This window comes from Streptomyces sp. NPDC037054, assembly GCF_055606745.1.
In genome coordinates this window covers 293,010-312,250 of record NZ_JBVJSJ010000006.1, presented here as the reverse complement: position 1 = coordinate 312,250, position 19,241 = coordinate 293,010, and the positions used below count along the sequence as shown (strand labels likewise).

The 19,241-nt window shown below is 71.0% G+C and carries 13 protein-coding genes; 6 read left to right on the top strand and 7 right to left on the bottom strand.

The genetic code is table 11. The annotated features are described in order from the left end of the window. Positions 1-50 precede the first annotated feature (50 nt). From ACZ7D7_RS17065 to ACZ7D7_RS17055, 3 genes are all read left to right on the top strand, one after another. On the top strand, positions 51-3,005 hold the full coding sequence (locus ACZ7D7_RS17065) for a helicase-related protein (RefSeq protein WP_470825140.1): 2,955 nt from the start codon (positions 51-53) through the stop codon (positions 3,003-3,005). Continuing rightward, complete coding sequence (locus ACZ7D7_RS17060; protein ID WP_470825139.1) at positions 3,005-7,129, top strand: Eco57I restriction-modification methylase domain-containing protein; 4,125 nt, start codon at positions 3,005-3,007, stop codon at positions 7,127-7,129. Before ACZ7D7_RS17065 ends, ACZ7D7_RS17060 begins: the two co-directional genes overlap by 1 nt. Before the next feature lie 219 nt (positions 7,130-7,348). Further along, complete coding sequence (locus ACZ7D7_RS17055; protein WP_470825138.1) at positions 7,349-7,714, top strand: hypothetical protein; 366 nt, start codon at positions 7,349-7,351, stop codon at positions 7,712-7,714. 46 nt (positions 7,715-7,760) lie between these two features. Here the strand turns inward: ACZ7D7_RS17055 and ACZ7D7_RS17050 are convergent, their stop codons facing one another. Beyond that, a complete protein-coding gene (locus ACZ7D7_RS17050) occupies positions 7,761-7,946 on the bottom strand; it encodes a DUF397 domain-containing protein (protein ID WP_086686122.1) in 186 nt (61 codons plus the stop codon). Beyond that, entirely contained in the window at positions 7,943-8,833 is an 891-nt protein-coding gene (locus ACZ7D7_RS17045; RefSeq protein ID WP_470825137.1) for a helix-turn-helix domain-containing protein, read from the bottom strand. The genes ACZ7D7_RS17050 and ACZ7D7_RS17045 overlap by 4 nt, the downstream gene beginning before the upstream one ends. 320 nt (positions 8,834-9,153) lie before the next feature. Here ACZ7D7_RS17045 and ACZ7D7_RS17040 point away from each other — a divergent pair, with 320 nt between their 5' ends. Together ACZ7D7_RS17040 and ACZ7D7_RS17035 are read left to right on the top strand one after the other, a co-directional pair. Then, positions 9,154-9,378: a DUF397 domain-containing protein gene (locus tag ACZ7D7_RS17040; protein WP_470825136.1), complete on the top strand. Its 225-nt coding sequence runs from the start codon at positions 9,154-9,156 to the stop codon at positions 9,376-9,378. Positions 9,379-9,471: 93 nt separating this feature from the next. Continuing rightward, a complete protein-coding gene (locus tag ACZ7D7_RS17035; protein ID WP_470825135.1) occupies positions 9,472-9,939 on the top strand; it encodes a hypothetical protein in 468 nt (155 codons plus the stop codon). A 7-nt stretch (positions 9,940-9,946) separates the two neighbouring features. Here the strand turns inward: ACZ7D7_RS17035 and ACZ7D7_RS17030 are convergent, their stop codons facing one another. Beyond that, positions 9,947-11,020: a hypothetical protein gene (locus ACZ7D7_RS17030; protein ID WP_470825134.1), complete on the bottom strand. Its 1,074-nt coding sequence runs from the start codon at positions 11,018-11,020 to the stop codon at positions 9,947-9,949. Positions 11,021-11,231: 211 nt separating this feature from the next. Here ACZ7D7_RS17030 and ACZ7D7_RS17025 point away from each other — a divergent pair, with 211 nt between their 5' ends. Beyond that, entirely contained in the window at positions 11,232-11,678 is a 447-nt protein-coding gene (locus ACZ7D7_RS17025) for an ATP-binding protein (protein WP_470825133.1), read from the top strand. Between the two features lie 25 nt (positions 11,679-11,703). Here ACZ7D7_RS17025 and ACZ7D7_RS17020 read toward each other — a convergent pair whose 3' ends face one another. Genes ACZ7D7_RS17020 through ACZ7D7_RS17005 form a run of 4 tightly spaced genes read right to left on the bottom strand, consistent with a single transcriptional unit; the run spans position 11,704 to position 19,217 of the window. Next, a complete protein-coding gene (locus ACZ7D7_RS17020; protein ID WP_470825131.1) occupies positions 11,704-13,020 on the bottom strand; it encodes a hypothetical protein in 1,317 nt (438 codons plus the stop codon). A gap of 49 nt (positions 13,021-13,069) precedes the next feature. Beyond that, positions 13,070-14,182, bottom strand: a complete 1,113-nt coding sequence (locus ACZ7D7_RS17015) for an AAA family ATPase (RefSeq protein ID WP_470825129.1) — start codon at positions 14,180-14,182, stop codon at positions 13,070-13,072. 5 nt (positions 14,183-14,187) lie between these two features. After that, a complete protein-coding gene (gene drmB, locus ACZ7D7_RS17010) occupies positions 14,188-16,071 on the bottom strand; it encodes a DrmB family protein (protein ID WP_470825127.1) in 1,884 nt (627 codons plus the stop codon). Further along, a complete protein-coding gene (locus ACZ7D7_RS17005; RefSeq protein ID WP_470825126.1) occupies positions 16,068-19,217 on the bottom strand; it encodes a helicase-related protein in 3,150 nt (1,049 codons plus the stop codon). Before ACZ7D7_RS17005 ends, drmB begins: the two co-directional genes overlap by 4 nt. Positions 19,218-19,241 lie beyond the last annotated feature (24 nt).

The window sequence follows — 19,241 nt, the reverse complement described above, 5'->3', positions numbered from 1 at the left end:
CGCCCCCTTTCGACCTCCTGACGTATCGATCCGAGGAACTGAGACATCCCATGAGCCCCACGTACACAGCCGGCTCGCTGGTCGCGGCCCGTGGCCGGGAATGGGTGGTGCTGCCCGAGAGCGCCCCCGACATGCTGGTGCTGCGCCCGCTGGGCGGGAGCGAGGACGACATCGCGGCCGTCTTCCCCTCGTTCGAGGAGGTGCGCCCCGCCGAGTTCGCCGCGCCGAGCCCGGACGACCTGGGCGACCAGCGTGCCGCCGGTCTGCTGCGCACGGCGCTGCGCATCGGGTTCCGGTCGGGCGCGGGCCCGTTCCGCTCGCTGGCGTCGATCGCCGTGGAGCCCCGCGCCTACCAGCTGGTGCCGCTGCTGATGGCGCTGCGGCAGCGCACGGTACGGCTGCTGATCTCGGACGACGTCGGCATCGGCAAGACCGTCGAGGCGGGGCTGATCGCCAAGGAGTTGCTGGCGCAGGGCGAGGCGACCCGGCTGGCGGTGCTGTGCTCCCCCGCGCTGGCCGAGCAGTGGCAGGGCGAGCTGCGGGAGAAGTTCGGCATCGACGCGGAACTGGTGCTGGCGTCCACGGTGTCGCGCCTGGAGCGGAACCTGGAGCTGGGCCAGTCCCTCTTCGACCGGCACCCGTTCACCATCATCTCGACGGACTTCATCAAGTCGACCCGTCACCGTGAGGACTTCGTCAAGCACTGCCCCGACCTGGTGATCGTCGACGAGGCGCACACCTGTGTGGCCGCCGACGACCCCGCGCAGGGCGGCGCGTCCTCCGCGACGAACCAGCTCCGCTACGAGCTGCTGCGCAAGGTGTCCGCCGACGCCGACCGCCACCTGCTGCTGCTGACGGCGACCCCGCACTCCGGCAAGGAGTCCGCGTTCCGCAATCTGCTCGGCCTGGTGCGGCCCGAGCTGGCGACGCTGGACCTGGAGACGCCGGCGGGGCGGGCGAAGCTCGCCGAGCACTTCGTGGCCCGCAAGCGCGCAGACGTCCGCGACTACCTCACCAAGGAGGACGGCCTCGCCGACGACTCGCTGGCCGAGCGGACCGCGTTCCCCTCCGACCGCTGGACCAAGGACGAGCCGTACAAGCTGACGCCCGCCTACCGGGCGCTGCTGGACGACGCCATCGCCTACGCCGCGGACCGCGTCCACGCGGCCGGCGAGCAGGGCAAGCGGGAGGCCCGCATCGCCTGGTGGTCGGTGATCGCCCTGCTGCGTTCCATGGTGTCGTCCCCGGCCGCCGCCGCGCAGACCCTGAAGACGCGCTCCGAGTCCGCCACCGCCCGCACCGCGCAGGAGGCGGACGTGCTTGGGTCCCCGGTGGCCGCCGACTCCGCCGAGAACGACCGGCACGAGGGCATGGACGTCGCGCCCGGCGCCGCCGAGTCGGAGGACGCGGGCGCCCGCCTGCTGGAACTCGCGTCGCGCGCCCAGGAGTTGATGGGCCCGGCGGGGGACGCGAAGCTGAAGGCGCTGACCAAGCACCTGAAGGACCTGATCGCCGAGGGCTACAACCCGATCGTCTTCTGCCGTTACATCCCCACGGCCGACTACCTCGCCGCGCAGCTGGACGGCAAGCTCGGCAAGAAGACGAGGATCGCCGCCGTGACCGGCACGCTCTCCCCGCAGCAGCGCCTGGAGCGGATCGAGCAGCTCGCCGCCGAGGAGGGCGAGGCGGGCGACGACCCGTCCGTGCGGCGCGTGCTGATCGCCACCGACTGTCTCTCCGAGGGCGTCAACCTCCAGCACCACTTCGACGCCGTCGTCCACTACGACCTGGCCTGGAACCCCACCCGCCACGACCAGCGCGAGGGCCGCGTCGACCGGTACGGGCAGAAGCGCGACCAGGTCCGCGTCATCACCATGTACGGCGAGGACAACGGCATCGACGGCAAGGTCCTGGAGGTGCTGTTCAAGAAGCACCGCCAGATCAAGAAGGACCTCGGCATCTCCGTCTCCGTGCCCGACGAGACCGCGAGCGGCGTCACGGACGCCGTGGTGGAGTGGCTGCTGCTGCACGGCCGGCAGGGCAGCCAGGAGAGCCTGTTCGAGATGGACGGCCACCAGGAGTCCTTCGACCGCATCGAGCGGGAGTGGACGTCGGCGGCCGAGCGGGAGAAGACCTCCCGTTCCAAGTACGCGCAGCGTGCCATCCACCCGGAGGAGGTGGCCCGCGAGGTCGCCGCCGTACGGGCCGCGCTCGGCGGTGCGGAGGAGGTGCGCGAGTTCACGCTGGAGGCGCTGCGGGACCTGGACGCGCTGATCCGCGACCCGCGCGACGGCAGCGGCGACTTCACCGCCCAGGTCGGCGGCACCCCGGCGGGACTGCGCGACGCGCTCGCGGCCACGCTGGGCAACCGGCTGGTCGAGGAGGACCGCGCGATCCCGTTCCGCACCACGCCGGCGATCGGCCGCGGCGAGGCCGCCCTCGTCCGCACCGACCCGGCGATCGGGGCCATCGCCTCCTACGTCCTGGACTCGGCGCTGGACGCGAAGGCGCTCGGGCCCCGCCCGGCCCGCCGCTGCGGTGTGGTGACGACGGACGCGGTGAGCGTGCGCACCACGCTGCTGCTGGTCCGCTACCGCTTTCACCTCACCCTGCCGTCCCGCACCGGCGAGCGGCAGGTGGTCGCCGAGGACGCCCGCCTGCTCGCCTACGAGGGCCTGCCGCAGCGCGCCCGCTGGCTGGACGACGACGCGGCCGCCGCGCTGCTCGGGGCCCGCGCCACCGCCAACACGCACGAGCTGGCCGCCCGCAAGGCCATCACCCGCGCGCTGGAGGGCCTGCCCGGCCTCGCCGACCACCTCAGCGAGTACGGCACCCGTCTGGCCGCCGAACTCGACGCCTCGCACCGCCGGGTGCGCAAGGCCAACGAGGAGATCGTCCGCGGCCTGAAGGTCGTCCCGCAGGAGCCCGCCGACGTGCTCGGTGTGTACGTCTACGTGCCGCCCGCCGCCCCCGCCGCCTCTACCGTGTCCGGAGCCGAAGCCTGATGTCCGCCGCCGCCACTCGCACCGCCCTGGCCTTCACCGCCGTCACCACGGTCGGCGGTCTGCTCCCCGCCGACATGCTGCTGCGCATCGCCGAGGCGCGGAACCTGCCGGGCACCAAGCCCGCCGACTACGGCCTGCCCGCGTCCGTGCCCGTGCGGGACGAGGCCGAGCGCGCCTGGGAGTACCTCAAGCCGCTCTGGCGCGACCTGCGGGCCGCACTGCCCTCGGACCCGGTCACGGGCGCGCCGTCCGCCGACCCGACGGGGCGGGCCGGCTCCGACTGGCTCGCCCAGCTGTTCCGCAAGCTGGACTTCGGGGCGCTGACGGAGGTCGGGGCGGCGGGTATTCCGGCGGATGCGGATGCGGAGAAGCGGTTCCCGGTGTCGCACCGGCACGGTCCGGCGCTGGTGCATCTGGTGCCGTGGAACCAGGAGTTGGACAAGCGGCCCGCGGCCGGTCAGGTGCCGGCGCAGTCGATGCTCCAGGACTGCCTGAACCGGACCGAGGCCCACCTGTGGGCGGTCCTGACGAACGGGCGCCGGCTGCGGCTGCTGCGGGACTCGTCTTCCTTTGCTACGGCGGCCTACGTCGAGTTCGACCTCGAGGCGATCTTCGACGGGGAGCTGTTCAGCGAGTTCGTGCTGCTGTACTGCGTGCTGCACGCGTCGCGGTTCGCTGTGCCGGAGGGGGCGGCGCCTTCGGGGTGCTGGCTGGAGAAGTGGCGTACGGAGGCCGTCACGTCGGGGGCGCGTGCGCTGGACCAGCTGCGGCTGGGGGTGCAGAACGCGCTGACCGTGCTCGGGACCGGGTTCCTGCGGCATCCGGAGAACGTGCGGTTGCGGGAGGACGTGGGCCCGAAGGCGTTGCGGGATGCGTTGCTGCGGCTGGTGTACCGGCTGTTGTTCGTATTTGTGGCTGAGGACCGTGACGCCCTGCTCGACCCGAACGCGAGTGAGCGGCAACGCGAGGCGTACGAGCGGTACTTCTCGTCGGCGCGACTGCGGGCGCGGGCGCGGCGGCGGCAGGGGACGGCGCACGGTGACCAGTACGAGGCGCTGCGGATCGTCCTCGATGCACTGGGTAAGGAGGGGGGCCGTCCTGAGCTGGGGCTGCCCGGTCTCGGTGGTCTGTTCACGCACACGGAGGCCGACGCGCCGCTGGACGGGCTGAAGCTGTCCAACGAGTCGCTGCTGGCTGCCGTGCGGCACCTTGCACAGGTGCGGGACCTGGGCGCGCGGCGGTGGCGGTCCGTCGACTACCGGCACCTGGACGCGGAGGAGTTGGGCTCGGTCTACGAGTCGCTGCTGGAGCTGGAGCCGAAGCACTCGGCGACGGACCGCACCTTCGAGCTGATCGAGGTCGCGGGCAACAGCCGCAAGACGACGGGGAGTTACTACACCCCGTCCTCGCTGATCGAGTGCCTGCTGGACACGACGTTGGATCCGGTCATAGACGACGCGGTGAAGCGGGGCGAGCAGCGGGCCACGGAGGCCGGCCGTCCTGACCCGGCCGACGACATCGTCGAGGAACTGCTCGCGCTGAAGGTGTGCGACCCGGCCTGTGGTTCCGGGCACTTCCTGGTCGCCTCGGCCCGCCGCATCGCCAAGCGGGTGGCGTCGGTGCGTGAGCGCAACCCGGAGCCGACGCTCGACGCCGTGCGGCACGCCCTGCACGAGGTCGTCGCACGCTGCATCTACGGCGTCGACCTCAACCCGATGGCGGTGGAGCTGGCGAAGGTCTCACTGTGGCTGGAGGCGCTGGAGCCCGGCAAGCCGCTCGGGTTCCTCGACGCCCACGTCAAGCACGGCAACGGGCTGATCGGCGCGACGCCGAAGCTGCTAGCGGAGGGCGTGCCGGACGACGCGTTCAAGCCGATCGAGGGCGACGACAAGAGGTACGCGGCTGATTTCATCAAGCGCAATAGGTCCCAGCGCGGGGGCCAGGATGAATTGACTTTCGACTCGGACGTGCTGCCCGGCAATGATCAGTACGCCGCCGAACTTGCTCGGATCACTGCGGCTCCGGCCGACTCGTTGGAGCAGGTGCGGGCACAGGAGTCCGCGTACCGCGCCTATGTCGAGTCCACGACATACGTCCAGGACCTGCACGCTGCCGACGCCTGGTGCGCCGCGTTTGTCTGGCCCAAGCGGGAGGGAGCGCCGGAGGCGCCGACCGACCAGGTGTTCCGCGCGCTGCGCAGTCGCAACCAGTCAGCGGTCCCGGACGCCACCCACGCCGAAATCATGAGCCTGCGGGACCAGTATCGGTTCCTCCATTGGCACCTGGAGTTTCCGGAGGTGTTCGCGGTTCCGGGGTCGGGGGCGGGTGTCCAGCCGGGGACGGGGTGGGCTGGCGGTTTCGACGCTGTGGTGGGCAATCCGCCGTGGGAGCGGGTCAAGCTCCAGGAACAGGAGTTCTTCGCCCAGCGGGACCCACGCATTGCTAGGGCCAAGAACGCGGCTGCCCGCAAGCGGCTCATCGCCGAACTGCGGGACGACCCTGACGGCACTCGTCTATACGCCGAGTTTGAGGCCGCTAAGCGCCGCTCGGAAGGTGAGAGTCACTTCCTGCGCACGAGCGTCCGCTTCCCGCTGACGGGGCGGGGTGACATCAACACATACGCCGTCTTTACGGAGACGGACCGCATGCTGACGGGACCGCGCGGACGGGCGGGTGTGATCGTTCCGACAGGGATCGCTACGGATGCGACGACGCAGTTCTTCTTCAAGGACTTGGTCGAGCGAGGGTCTTTGGCCAGCTTGTTCGAGTTCGGAAACGAAGAAAAACTCTTCGCCGCAGTCAAGGACTACGTGCGCTTCGTTCTCCTTACCATGCGCAGTCAAGGTTCCCCTGACGCCCCCATCTCCATGGTTGCCAAGGTTCGCCAGGTCGCACAGATCGCCGAGCGCGCATACACGCTGACTTCGCGAGATATCCTCCGCGTCAACCCGAACACGGGGACGTGTCCGATCTTCTCGTCCCGTCGGGATGCGGACATCACGCTCGGCATCTATCGCCGTATCCCGGTCCTGATCGATGAGGCGAACAAAGCAGGCGGGAACCCCTGGGGCATCTCGTTCATGACCATGTTCCACATGGCGAACGACTCCCACCTCTTCCGCCCGGCTGTTCAGGATGGCGAGACCTTCGACGACCTCCTCAAAGCGGGATGGACCCTCGACGCCAACGTTCTCACCCGTGGCAAGGAGCGCCTGCTCCCGCTGTACGAAGCGAAGATGCTTCACCACTACGACCACCGCTTCTCTACATACGAGAACGCCACGGAGAAGCAACTTAACGAGCGCACCCTTCCACGCTTTACCGTGGACCAACACCAGGACGCCTCCGCCATACCGCTGCCTCGCTACTGGGTGCCGGAACAGGATATTCCGACCGGCGAAGTTGACAAGAACGGCAAACCCCTCGTGGAGCCAGGGATTCGCACGCGTCTGGCCGCCAAGGGGTGGGACCGGAAATGGATCCTCGGGTGGCGTGACATCTGTCGAGCGAGTGATGAGCGGACGGTGATCGCAGCAGCTGCCCCGGCTCACGGATTCGGCAATACGTATCCCTTGGCCCTGTTCGCCTTGCCGAGCTACGCTCCGCTGCTTTCCGCTGTCTGGTCGTCCATGGCCTGTGACTACGCCGTTCGCCAGAAGATCGGCGGCACGCACCTGACCTACGGATACGTCCAGCAGGTACCGGTCCCCAGCCCCGACCAGCTCGCGCCCCACGCGGAATTCGTCACGAAGCGCATCCTCGAACTCACTTACACCGCGAACGACATGCGTCCCTTCGCGCGCGACCTCGGCGACACCGGCACTCCCTTCCGCTGGGACCCGGACCGCCGTGCCGTCATCCGCGCTGAATTGGATGCCCTCTTCTTCCACCTCTATGGCATCAACCGCGACGACACTGCCTACATCCTGGACACCTTCAATGTCGTTCGCGACAACGACATCAAGGCGCACGGCGAGTACCGCACCAAGAATCTGATCCTCGCCGAGTACGACCGCATGGCCGCCGCCGGCCTGACTCTGGAGAACCCGCTTAGCGAGGGCGAGTCCGGTACCTACCGTTCCACCCTCACCCCGCCTCCCGGCCAGGGGCCTCGCCACGACTGACCTGACCCTGGGGTGGCCCCGCCTGGTGGCTGCCCCAGGGCCTGCCCACCGCTCATCCAAGGAACAACGCACGTGGTACGCGTAAACCAGAGCAGCAACCCTCGGTCGGTCGTCGTCCTAAGCTCGGGTACCGATTGGCGTACCCGAGCAGCCGGGCAGAAGCGCAGCAGCGGGGCCGAGTCTGAAATACCTCGGAAGCAGCCCGCAAAGATCAGAGCCTTGCAGCAGGCCATCAGCCTGGCGAATATGGCCATCAGCAAGAAGAACTGGAGTGCGGCGCGCTACGCACTCAGCCGGGCCCGCGTCCTGGCCGACGCCCTTCCGTCCAACGTGGCGGTCCCGGAACGCGAAAGACTCGCAGCGGCCCGCAAGAGGTTCGCCGCGCGCAACACGCCGGCCGCGAAGAAGGTCAGGCAGGCGAAGGCGACAGCGGCCAAGCGTGCGGGCGGCAACAAGCCAGCCCCCAAGAAATCCACAGCGAAGAAAGCTGCCGCGCAACCGAAGCCCGCGCCCGTGTGCGACCTCGGTGACCGTTTCATCAACCGTGCGGCTCTCGGCTACGGTCCCACAAACGAGACGCGGTGAGGGCGTGCCGCCCGCCACTCCAGCGGACGGCACGCCCTCAAGTCGCTCATCGCTCCGACGCGAACCGTACGAACTGCCCCCAGCCTTCGCGGCCGACGGCGAAGGACGGTCGGGTCACGTCCTTGGAGTCCCGCACGTGGATGGCCTGCTCGGTGACGGCGACCTCCACACAGTCGTCGCCCGAGCTACCGCTATAGCTTGACTTGAACCAGGCGAGTTCCGTCGCGCTCATGCCTCTCCTCGCAGTCGCTCCAGCAAGGCCCGGGAATCTATGGGGTGCAGGGCCTGCGACCGCAGTGTGTCATAGCGCTGTTGGAGAACTCTCACCTCTTTCGAGTCGCCAATCAGCCGCCCGCTCTCCTGGCCCTCCGAGTACGCGAGCCGACGCCCTTCCGGGGTCTCCAGCAGGCGCAGGGGCCCGTCCATGCACGAGTGGTACTCGGCTTCCAGCGGCATGACCTGCAACGTCACGTTGCGCGGGGCCGTCTGCTCCAGCACGTAGTCCAGTTGTGCGCGGCGCACCTCCGCACCACCGAGCCTCCGTCGCAGGACCGCCTCCTCAACGATGAAGTGAAACGGGACCGTCGGACGCTCGCGAAGCATCCGCTGGCGCTCCATCCTCGCCTCAACCTGCGCCTCCAACTGCTCGTCCGTCAGCAGGGGAATCCGGTTCTCGAAGAGTGCCCGCGCATAGCCTTCCGACTGCAACAGCCCCGGAACCAACCGGCACTCATACGTACACAGACTCACCGCCTCCCGCTCCAACCGAGCCCACCGCCGGAACCACGCCGCCAGCCCCGCCTCCCCCCGCGTCAGATGCCGCGCGGCCTTCCGCAACGCCCCCGTGTTGCCCAGGGCCTCCTCCGCCCGCTCCACGAACGCCTCGTCCGGCATCCGGCGCCCCAACTCCACCGACTCGACCGTGTGTTTCGAGTACTGGACCCTCGCGCCGAGGTCGGCCCGGCTCAGCCCCGCGTGCTCGCGCAGCGCCTGGACGACGGCCCCGAACGTCCGCAGGCTGTCCGACGGCTGCGGCTCCCGCTCCCACTCCACCGCCGGAACCGCCCGTGCGCCGGCGCCCCCGGCCGCCGTCTCCCCCTCGACCCCGACCACGTCCATCCACCGCCCCTTTCCTCGCCTCCGCACCACACCGCGACGGCCGTCTCACACGCCGCCCGCGTACACCCCAAGCCTGACGGATCATCAGACGTACCGTCCACTCTTCGTGTCCGTACGCTGACTCAGCGTATGGGGTGCGACACTCGTCCCCGCCCCCGTCCGACCGCCACTCTGAGGTCACGGAGATCCGGGGCAGGCCGCCCGTGTCCACCGCTCACCTGCGGAAACACCCAGGCGGCACGCCCCCTCCGTGCACTCCCGCCCACCACGGGCGGCGGCGGCCGGACCCGGCCGCTTCGGACGAGCTGGAAGGTGCAGTCATGCAGAACGGAACCGACCTCTACGCGCTGGACATCAGCGCGGCCTCATTCACGAAGGCGTGCGGCGGCCCCTGCACCGAGGGGTGCGTGACCCTGGCGCGGATCGGTGAGGACGCCTGGGCGCTGGGCGACAGCAAGCGGCCGGACGCAGAACCGCTGCGGTTCACCACGGAGGAACTGGACGCCGCCGGTATCGACCCGGCCCGCTTCGGCCTCGGCGCCTGACACCTCCCTCCCCTTCCCTCCCAGCCGCCGGCCGGACCGCGTTCCTCCCGCGCGTCCGGCCGGCACTCCTCGTCACGGAAACGGGAACAGCACGTGCACCACCACGCCTACCTCTGGACCGGCCCCAAGGCCCGTTTCGACGACGAGGCCCTGCGGCGGCCCCCGCACCCCGAACCGCCCCCGGCCGGAAGCAGGCCGGAACTCATCGAGCGTTACCGCCTGGTGGCCGCGGAGTTCCGCACGGCGGACCTCCCGCCGCTGGAGACGGCGTACTGGCTCGTCAAGCCCCGCTCACTCGTGCGGGGCACCTGGGAAGAGGCGAAGGAGGCCGCGGCCTGGCTCGGTGAGCGGCTGACCGAGTACGCCCCCCGGTTCGCCGCGGAGCACGACCGCGACACCGTACGCCTGGCCCGGCTGGTGGACTCCGCCGCCGAGCGTCTGCACGCGGGCGGCGACGTGTCGTACGGCGTCTACCTCGAACGCCCCTCGTACCTCTCCCTCGCCGTGGTCACCTGTTCCCCGAACCGCGCGGCCCCCGAACTGCCCTGCCCGTGCGCATAGACCGCTTTCATTGGATCAAGTCGGTGTGCGGGTGCTCGGGGGACTCCGGGCAGACGTAGAGCTGCATGTTGTCGGTGCTGCCCACTTCCACCCGCGTCGGCTGTGCGGGGTTCAGGCCGGCGAGGTGACCGTGGGCGTAGGCGGCGGCCCGCTCCTCCTGCGGCGCCCAGTTGTACGTTTCGCCGTCCCATTCGAAGGAGGCGATGGTCAGCAGCGGGACCATCCGGGCCTCGCACACGGCGCAGTACCGGGGGTTCGGGTCGGTACGACCCCACGGCGGCCAGCCGCCGACCTTCCAGCCGGGAGCGTCTGCCAGGTGGGCGTCGTAGTACTCCGCCGGGTACTCCTCGTACGAGCCGTGCACCACCGCACGGGCCGCCTGCCATCGGCTCCAGTCCCCCACCACCTGCCTCAACTCCGGGCTCAGATCGAGGCTGCCGGGGTACTCGGTGATCGCTTCCGGGGCCAGCAGACACGGCTCCGGCACATAGCCGTCGTAGTTGGCCTCGTACGGTTCCGGTGGCGTGGCGAGGACGTCGGTGACCGAGGCGGCCGAGCGCCAGAACACCCTGGTCGCGGGCTTCCAGTCCGGCTCGTGGTCGTAGGGGCACCAGAGGACCTGGAGCAGATCGGCCTCTCCGGGCGGCCGCAGCAGGGGCACGTCGCGCAGATACAGCTGGGCCACGGGCAGCAGCGGGACCGGGCAGTCCGCGGGCAGCGGGGGGCCCACGTCGAGCCGCTCCTCGAGCCTCGCGGCCTTCTGCTCCAGGGCCGCCACCTCCTCGGGCGTGAACGAGGGGCCGTAGGGGTCGTCATGCCGCTGGGCCCGCCGGTATCTGCCGAGCCGTATCGCTGCCGGTGACTTGCGGAAGCCGCTGTCACCGTGCAGGTGCGCGTCCTCGCAGTGCGGCCAGGGTTCGTCGGCCGGCCACAGCAACGGTCCCCCGACGGAACTGTCCTTGACCGACGGCGATCCCAGGCGTGGGTGGAGCCGGATCGCGGGACGCGCCAGCGGGGCCAGTTCGGGAAACAGCTCGGTCACCTCGACCGGCCGCGGTGGAGTCGTACGTACGAAAACCATGCCGGTGATCCTGTCACCCGCCACCGACAGTCCCCCGCCTCCGCGGAGGCTCCGGGACATCAGGAACTCCGTTCCGGCTTCCCACGTTCCTCACACAGCGCTCAGTGTGGCGGGAGTGCGGCGTACCGCGCCCCTCCCTCCTCCGTACGCTCGCTCCCCGTACGGGGCGCGGCACTCGCCCCCGCCCGCACCCGGCCGCCACGCTGAGGGCGTGAACCAGGCAACACCCCACGTGGGCACCCCCGTCGGCACCTTCACCCAGCTGCTGTCGTCCACGCGCCGCGGCGCCCGTCTCGCGCGGCTCCTCGCGGTGACCGAGCTGCGGTCCTGGGGCGTCTCGCAGGACCTGACAGACCGTGCCGCACTCGTCGTCGCCGAGCTGGCCGCCAACGCCGTCCTGCACGGCCGCATGCCCGGCCGATGCTTCCGGCTGAACCTCGTGCTCGGCCCGGCTGCCGGGCGCCTCCGGGTCGAGGTGAGCGATGCCCGTGGGGACCTGCACCCGCTCCCCTGCCCCACGGCCACCGCTCTGGACCCGCTCTCCACCGGCGGACGCGGCCTGACCCTCGTCACCGCGCTCGCCGACCACTGGGACTGCGTCCCCTACCCGCCCACCGGCAAGACGGTCCGGGCCGACCTGCTCGACACCACGGCGTGAGCGGACGCAGTGCGCCCACGTGGTGCTATGCCTCCGCGGGCAGCGCGGGGAACACGACGACCGAGCCGTCCTTCTCGCGGGCGATCTCGATCGCCACGTCCTGCGGGCGACCGCCGACCGTGACACCACGGCCCAGCTGGTGAATGCGGTGGGCCGCGTTCATGAGGCGATCGACCTCACTGGGCTTGAAGACGGGCAGCCGTCCGTTCGGGCGGGTCAGTTCCAGGGCCGACAGGCGCAGGAGGACATCTGCGAGGCCCGACTCCAGCTCGTCGAGGCGCTGCTGGTCGCTCTTGAGCTCCCGGACGAAATTCTCGAAGGGGTTGCCGGGGTCGTTCTGGGCGTGCTCGACGGCCTGAAGGACGACGACCCGGCGCTTCAACGCCACGGCGAGTGAGGCGATTTCGAGGTGGGCGCGGAACGTGCCGCCCTGGTCGTCGATGCCGGAAAACGCCTCGGTCAGGGTGTTGAGTTCGACGGGCTTGTCCTCGGGCAGTGCGTCGAGCGCGCTCTGCCACCGGGCGAGACGGCGGTCGGCTTTGCTCAGGGCCGTGTCGATGGCGTAGACCGCCGAGTCGAGTCCCAGCGAGACTCCGAGCTTGCCCTGGTCGAGCAGGATGGCCGTGGCCTTGTCGATGGCGGCCCGGCAGCCGTCGAGGGCGCTGCGCTCGTCGTCGAGTTTGTCCTCGTGGAGTTGCTCCAGCAGTTCCGTGATGTGCTCGATGGCCTGCTGGCGCTTCTGGTCGGCGTGCGCGCTCACCCCGACCGCGACGGCCATGAGCACGAGGGGGGCGGCCACGGTGAGGGCCGCACCGCCGGCGGCGACGGCCCCGGCGGTGGCACCGGCCCCACCGGCCGTACCGGCCGCGGCGGCACCTCCGACCGGCACGAACTTCGCACCGGCGGCGATCTTGCCCGCCGAGTCCACGAGCGGGCCGCGGATGGCACCGGCCGCCCCCTTCGCCACCATCGGGCGCACGAGCCCCTTCCCGACCTGGGCGGCGACCTTCGCCGGGACCACCATCCGGTACAGCACCTCGCCGGAGGCGGTCGCTCTCGCCGCCGTGAGGGAGGTGCGTGTGGACTGGTTGATGAACTGCGACAGGTGCTGTGCCAACGGGCTCGCCGCGTCGAGCGAGAGGCCACGGCTGCGGTCGATCCTGGCGGGAAGGGGATGCGCCTCCAGCGTGACGATCGGCTGGTCCGCCAGGGCGGCCAGTGCTCCGCGCAGTTCGGTCAGGCGCTCGGCCGTCATCGACTCGCCGGCGGTCAGCGCCGGCACCCGGACGTCGGCGGTCGCGAGCGTCCACACGGGCACGGTCGTCTTGTGGTCGTCGGTCATCGTCTCCCCATGTTCTTCCTGCATGTTCGTGGCCTCGGTCGTCGCGCCGTCACCGCATGTGCACCCACGCGTCCAGCCCCTCCAGGTGCCGCGGCGGCCTGATGCCCTGCCAGCCCACCACGAGCCGCTCCCGGGCGCGGGTGATCATGACGTAGTACGCCATACGGAGGGCCGCCGATGTCGGGTCGGTGGCGGAGTCGGTCTCCGCGTCGGCGATGACGACCGTGTCGAAGTCGAGGCCCTTGGCGCTGGCGCGGTGGACGACGACCACTCCGGGGCGGACCAGGTCGAGGTCACGGTACCGGCCGGAGGAGGCCGCCGAGCTGTAGAGCTGGGGCTCCTGGGCCAGACCGGCGCGCTCCAGGCGTCGCATCAGGTCGGCGGCCGTACGCAGGGAGTTGACGATGACGCCGATACGGTCGCGCGGGTGGCGGGCCGCCAGGCCGGCGATGTCGTCGGCGAGGTCGTGGGTGCCGGAGTAGTGGCGGACCACGGGCCGGCTTCCGCTGCGGAAGGGCAGGTCGGGGCGGGCGCCGCCCGTGCGGAAGTGCTCCGCGAGGGAGACGATCTCGCGGCTGTTCCGGTGGTTCCCGGTGATCGCCACGCGCTGGGTGGAGCGGCCGAGGGCGTCGGCGATCTCGGCGAGGGTGGAGTTGGTGTCCGTGAGACGCTGGCACTCGTCGGCGAACACGGTCACGGAGGCGGCTGCCAGGCGGGCCATGCGGTAGAAGCCCGGGGACAGGTCCTGGCCCTCGTCGATGACGAGGTGGGGGGTGTCCTCCTCGTTCTCGCCGAGGGCGGCGGCAGCGTCCTGGGTGAGGGCCGCCCAGTCGAACCAGCCGTCCTGGGTGCGCGGCGCGCCATCACCGAAGTGGCGCAGCACCCAGGCGTGGACGGTGGTGGCTTCGACGGGGGCGCCCGCGACCGTGAGGCCCTGGAGGGTGTCCCGCAGGAGCTGGCGGAGCAGGTTCGAGCGGGAGAGCAGCAGGGTGGGACGGCCGGTGAGAGCGAGGTGGATCGCGCGGTGCGCGGCGAGCAGGCTCTTGCCACTGCCGGGCGGGCCGCTGACGACGTGGCTGCCCGTGAGCGGCAGGGCGTCCAGGCAGTCGCGCTGGGCCGGGGTGAGGTCGGGGTGCAGGACGGGGGTGTTCGTGGTGGCCATACGGGTCATCCCTGGACGGTGGCGGCGGCTGACTCGCGGCTCGCCGTGAGGACGTCGGTGAAGTAGCCGGGTACGCGGGCGGAGCCGACGACCAGGGCGCGGTCGAGCAGGGTGTTGCCGGTCTCGCAGCTGGTCTCCGGCAGCAGGGTGCAGGCGTGGCAGGCGGCCCGGTTGAGGTTGCCGAAGCCCTGACCGGTGTGTTCGGCACACAGCGGGTCGGCGGAGCACCAGGCGGCGGCCTCGAGCATGCGGATGAGGGTTTCGGCGAAGTGCGGTGCCTCGCCCTGCCGGACCAGTCCGCCGAGCGTGCCTTCCGCGTCTCCGGCGGCCGTGTAGACGAGCAGTCCGTGCTGGCCGTACTCGGGGCGGCCGTAGACGCGTTCGCGCAGGCTGGCCGTGGTGTAGCCGGAGTCGAAGGAGAGCTGGCGGATGAGGAGGTGGGCGAGGGTGTGCAGGAGGAGGAAGCGGGGTGAGAGTTCGCTGCCGGTCGTCTCGGCGAGCTGTTCGGCACGGAACGACGCGTCGAGGTCCGTCCGCACACCGTGGACGTGGGCGCGTACGCGGGGGTCGTTCTCCCAGGCGGTCAGGCGCTGTTCGTCGAGGGTGAGGACGACGCCCTCGCCGTACACCTCGGTGGCGGGGAGCCAGCGCAGCCGGCCGCTGGTGTCGGCGGGCACCAGGGTGCCGTTCGGGGAGTAGCGGCGGAAGCCGGTCAGTGCCCGTACCTCGCGCAGGCGGTCGGCCAGGACGATGCCGCCGACATGGGCGTCGAGACTGGCCCAGGGCTCCTCCTTCTCGTCGTCGAGACCGAGTCCGCCGCGCCGGACGGAGAACTCCGCGGACGGCTCGGGGAGTTGTGCGGCGTCGAAGGCGTACCACTCGTCACGGCTCAGATCGACCTTCCCCGACTTCCCGGACTCCTGCCGGTCGGCGGGCGCCGGTGTGGGGGCGCCCGTGGCCTCCGCCACGAGGTGGTCGATGAGGTCGTCCGGGGCGTCGGTGTCCTCCTTGATCATGCCGCGGAAGACATCCGCCCTGGACGTGCCCAGCGCGTCGAGCAGGTTCGACCAGTAGCCGTGCTCCAGGACGGCGTCCGCCATGCTCCGCTCGGCACGAGGGGCTTCTTCGGTCTGCGGGATGTCGAGGGCCGAGTAGACGACGGGGTAGTAGACGTTGCCCGCGGTGCGCTGCACGTGGTGGACCTGCTGGCCGCAGGTCACTCTCTCGTCCCAGTGTTGCCACGGGTTGCGGCCGGAGCAGCGTCCGCTCTGGGGGCCGAGGACGTCGAGCAGGTCGCGTTCGGCGCCGCAGGACCTGCCGCCCGCCCCGATCGCTCCGCACCGGACCGACAGCGCTTCGAGCCCGGAGGCCCGGTCGGCGACACGGAAGGTGAGCCGGCGTGCCTTCCAGGCGTGCTGCGACTCCGAGCAGGCCTCCCGTAGTTCGGGCGTGAGCTTGGAGTGGGCCCAGTACCACCAGTCGATGTCGTCGAGGTGCCCGTCCGCGCAGATACGGACGAACCGCATCGGGGTGAGGCGGGGTGCGGCGGCACACGACGTGCACACCGGCGGCTCTCCCGGCTTCTCGTGCTCGCGCAGGAACCGGGCCATGGCCCGGCACGAGCCGCAGAACAGCCAGCCGGGGAACCGCACATAGGGGACGCCGGGGCGATCGGCGTCGTCGTAGCGGTCGTTGAGGGTGTGGGGAGCGGCGTAGAAGCCCTTGACCCCGAGGCGGGTGGCGAGCCGTTCCGAGGGGACGGCCGTCTTCAGCCGCGGCCACCGCTCGATACCTGCGGCGACGAAGGATTCGCCCTGGACGTCGAGTACCGCTCCCACGCCGAACGGCAGCACGGTCTGCGCCTGGCGGACCCGGAGTTTGCGCTTCACTTTCCTGCTCCCGTCACGGCGATCTGGCACTCCCGGTCGACGCTGCGCATCGAGTTAAGGGTCTCCCACAGTCCGTACCGCTGCTCGAATCCCTTGAGCAGATTGCGCTGTCCCTTGCCCTGACTGCGGTAGTATAGGTCCTTGCCCTCGGCGGCGGCCGCGTCGGCCTGGCCGTACCAGTCGTCGAGGAGGTAGCCGAGTTCCGCTCTTACGTCGGCGCGTACGGTACCGGCGTCGGCTCCGGTGGCCCCGCCCTCGGCGGTCGCGGCGCGCTCGGCGAGGGCGTCGGCGATCCGTCTCGCCTCGTCCTTGTGGCCGGTGATCCGTCCGGCCTGGTTCTCGGCGGCCAGGCCCAGCCGGTGGCGGACCAGGATGACGAGCGCGGCGTGCAGGGCGCGGCGTCGCGCCGGCATGGACCAGGGGGTGACGCTGGCGGGTTCGACGTAGCGGTAGAGCGCCCGGTGGTAGTCCATGAAGGTTTCGTAGTGGGACCGGTCACGCGGGCGCGTGGCGTTGAAGTAGGTGACGACGAGTCCGGGTACGTGGTGGCGGCCCACGCGGCTGGTGGCCTGGATGTACTCGGCGGTGGTCTTCGGCTGGCCCTGCATGAGCATGTAGGCGAGCCGCTTCACGTCGACGCCGACGGACAGCATGTTGGTGCAGGGCAGGAACGACACCGAGCGCGGGTCCGTCCAGGGCTTCTCGAGCCGGTCGAGGAGGATGGGCTGGTCGGCGCGCGGCACGCTGCTGTCGAGTTGCTGCACCTGGTCGCTGCCCAGCGCGCGGACCCCCGCGCCCTCGTCGAGCGAGCGGAGCTGGGCGGGGATGTCGTCGCCGGCGGCGGTGACCGTACGGCCCAGTTCGCGCAGGCTGTGGTGGTAGGCGACGAGGGTCCAGTAGTCGTCGCGGTGTTCCTCGGGGAGCTGGTGGACGCCCTGGAGCATGGCCGCCGTCGTTGCGACGGCGCCACGGCCCGCGGTGTGGCCCTGCGCCATGACCCCGAGGTAGAGACGGCCCGGGCGGCCGGTGTCGGGGACGGCGAAGAAGCTGTCGCGGGCGTCGAGTCCGGACGGCGGGAAGAGCTGGACGCCCCGGTGGTGCAGGGCACGGACCTGTTCGGCGGAGCGCCGGATGGTGGCCGTCGCGGCGACGATCTTGGGCGGGCGGCCGTCCTGATCGGTGCACAGTTCCAGGATGGCGGCCTCGTAGAGGCCGACCGTGGTGCCGAGCGGGCCGGTGAGCAGGTGCAGCTCGTCCTGGATGATCAGGGACGGGGGCGGGTTGGCGGTGCCCGCGCCGAAGAGACGGCCGGAGTCGGCCTGCCAGGCGAGCTGGGCGAACTTGTCGACGGTGCCCAGGACGAACGTGGGCGGATTCTGGTACAGGTGCTGGTCCACGACGGCGACGGGCAGCACGTCGTGGAAGGCGCACGCGTCACGGGTGCAGTGGAAGGCGAACTCGTCGGCCTCTGCCCGCACTCCGTAGTCGGCGCGGACGCTGGACCAGGTGGGCGGCAGGATGCGGGTGCCGCACCAGGGGCAACGGTCGAGGATGAAGACGTCCTCGGGGTGGCTGGCCGCGCGCTGCTCGTCGAAGACGGTCTGGGCCGTCGCGAACGTGTTGGGGGTGGTGGAGTCACCGACCCACAGGCCGATGGTGATCGGCTCGCCACCGAGACCGAGTCCGGGTTCGGCGCGGCGGAGCAGTTCCAGGGCGCAGACGGTGGTGGCGGCGCGCTGGAACTGCTGGGTGGTGAGCAGGCTGAGGGTGTAGCGGCTGAGCACGGTGGTCCCGCCGCCTTCGCCGCGGATCCGGCGCAGGGCGATGGTGAAGGCGGCCAGGAGCAGATACGCCTCGGTCTTGCCACCGCCGGTGGGGAACCAGATCAGGTCGGTGGTCCCGCGGTCGGGGTGCCCGGGGTCGGCGACCCCGTCGAGGGCGAGGAGGAAGAAGGCGAGCTGGAACGGGCGCCAGGCGGCCTCGAGGTCGACGGGCGGGTCGAGGGCCACGGCGTCGGAGCGCTGCCATCTCTGCCCGGCCTGGTCGGGGGCGGAGTGCCGCATCTGGAGCAGCATGGCGCGCTGGGCGATACGGAAGGCGTCGAGGAGTTCCGGGCGGTCGGGGTCGCACAGCGTCCGCACGCCCGCCTCGATCCGGACGACCGCCTGCCGGACCCGGTCGAGGATCCGGTCGGCGGCCTCACGGCCCCAGGGCGGCACCTCGACGGATCTCTGACCCACGTACCAGGCGTGATAGGAGGCCGCGAACTCGGTCAGCTCCTCACGGAGTTGGTCCCTGCCGACGGCCGGGTCGGCCAGGTGGGCGAGGGTGAGGACGGGTGTGTCGAGCGGGCCACCCGCCCGTACGGCCGGCACCTCGGCGCGGGGCAGTGATTCGCAGGCCAGCAGGGCGACGCCGCCGTCCTCGCCGCGCTCCTCGCGGACGGCGCAACCGTGGCCGACGGCGTGGGTGACGACGTGCCGATACTGGAGGCGCAGTTCGCGTTCCTCGGGGTCCCGGCTCGCGAGCCGGACGCTCGGGTACGGCAGCACGGCGCCGTCGACGGGCCGGACGCTGAGCCGGCACTGGAACAGCATGTCGCCCCAGTCGGGCGTCTTGTCGTCGGCGCCGCCGTGGCGCTTCTCGTTGATGAGCGCCACCGTGACGAGGGTGCCCGCCCCGTAGGAGCGGCGGGTCACCTGGATCTTCGCGCGGCCGCCGAAGACGGGCTCCTCGTGCCGCTCAGGACCGAAGGTGAGTCTTTCCGGCCTGAGGGGGACGCGCTGCCAGCGCCGGCCCCTACCGGTCTCGTGCCGCTGCGTCTCGTAGCGGGCAGCGGCACAGCGCACCTCGACGTCCACGGCGTCCGTGTAGAAGCTGAGCCCGAGCGAGGCGGGGAGCCAGCTGTTGGCGTCCGGCACGGGGTCGGCGGCCGGGCTCACGTCGGGGGCGTCCTGCTCGGCGCCGGGTGCCTCCGGATCGTCGGCGGCCTTGTCCAGCCGGCGGCGGAGGTCGGTCTGCTGCGGGTAGAGCGTGCCCATCAGGTACTGCCGGTCGGGCGGAGCGTCGAGGACCTCGTCGTCCCCGCCGGCGGGACCGACGAGCTGACGGGTGAGGTAGTCGACCAGCTCCTGGCGCGGGTCCATGTGCGGGTTCCTTCGGATCGGGCG

Excerpts from the sequence above, each read along its gene's own strand:
- ACZ7D7_RS17020 (WP_470825131.1), bottom strand. The coding sequence starts at position 13,020 with ATGACCGACGACCACAAGACGACCGTGCCCGTGTGGACGCTCGCGACC.
- ACZ7D7_RS17060 (WP_470825139.1), top strand. The coding sequence starts at position 3,005 with ATGTCCGCCGCCGCCACTCGCACCGCCCTGGCCTTCACCGCCGTCACC.
- ACZ7D7_RS17015 (WP_470825129.1), bottom strand. The coding sequence starts at position 14,182 with ATGGCCACCACGAACACCCCCGTCCTGCACCCCGACCTCACCCCGGCC.
- ACZ7D7_RS17050 (WP_086686122.1), bottom strand. The coding sequence starts at position 7,946 with ATGAGCGCGACGGAACTCGCCTGGTTCAAGTCAAGCTATAGCGGTAGC.
- ACZ7D7_RS17045 (WP_470825137.1), bottom strand. The coding sequence starts at position 8,833 with ATGGACGTGGTCGGGGTCGAGGGGGAGACGGCGGCCGGGGGCGCCGGC.
- ACZ7D7_RS17030 (WP_470825134.1), bottom strand. The coding sequence starts at position 11,020 with ATGGTTTTCGTACGTACGACTCCACCGCGGCCGGTCGAGGTGACCGAG.
- ACZ7D7_RS17040 (WP_470825136.1), top strand. The coding sequence starts at position 9,154 with ATGCAGAACGGAACCGACCTCTACGCGCTGGACATCAGCGCGGCCTCA.
- ACZ7D7_RS17065 (WP_470825140.1), top strand. The coding sequence starts at position 51 with ATGAGCCCCACGTACACAGCCGGCTCGCTGGTCGCGGCCCGTGGCCGG.
- ACZ7D7_RS17005 (WP_470825126.1), bottom strand. The coding sequence starts at position 19,217 with ATGGACCCGCGCCAGGAGCTGGTCGACTACCTCACCCGTCAGCTCGTC.